Origin of the sequence: Aurantimonas sp. A2-1-M11, from assembly GCF_036549475.1 — a bacterium.
Lineage (GTDB): Bacteria > Pseudomonadota > Alphaproteobacteria > Rhizobiales > Rhizobiaceae > Aurantimonas.
Genome location: NZ_JAZHLI010000233.1, coordinates 1 through 542, shown reverse-complemented (window position 1 = coordinate 542; position 542 = coordinate 1). Strand labels below are relative to the sequence as shown.

Sequence of the window (542 nt, the reverse complement as noted above, 5' to 3'; positions counted from 1 at the left end):
GTTCGAGAATATCGTCGGCGGTTTTTGTCCACTGGAAGGGCTTTGGCCTGGAGTTGTGCTGCGCCAGGTAGTTGTAGATGGTCGCCTCCAGGTCGGTGACGCTGGTGTAGCTGCCCCGCCGGATCCGCTTTATGGTGATCTCTGCGAAGAAGCGCTCGACGAGGTTGAGCCATGACGAGCTGGTCGGCGTAAAATGCAGCTTGAAGCGCGGGTGTTTCTCCAGCCACGCTTTCACCTCGGGCGTCTTGTGCGTGGCGTAGTTGTCGAGCACCAGATGGATGTCGCGGGGCTTCTTCACCGCCCGGTCGATACGACGCAGAAAGGCCAGAAACTCTTTGGCCCGGTGGCGCGGCATGCAGTCGCCAATGACCATGCCCGACTTCACATCGAGTGCCGCGAACAGCGTGGTCGTGCCGTGGCGCTTGTAATCATGTGTCAAGGTGGCGGCGCGACCCTTCTTGAGGGGCAGCCCCGGCTGCGTCCGGTCGAGCGCCTGGATCTGCGACTTCTCGTCAACGCACAGCACGACGGCCCGATCCGGC

At 62.0% G+C, this 542-nt stretch carries 1 protein-coding gene; it reads right to left on the bottom strand.

Annotation, left to right across the window (positions count from 1 at the left end):
* Positions 1-542, bottom strand: a 542-nt coding sequence (locus VQ042_RS25855) for an IS630 family transposase (protein ID WP_331823086.1), incomplete at both ends; no start/stop codon positions are given.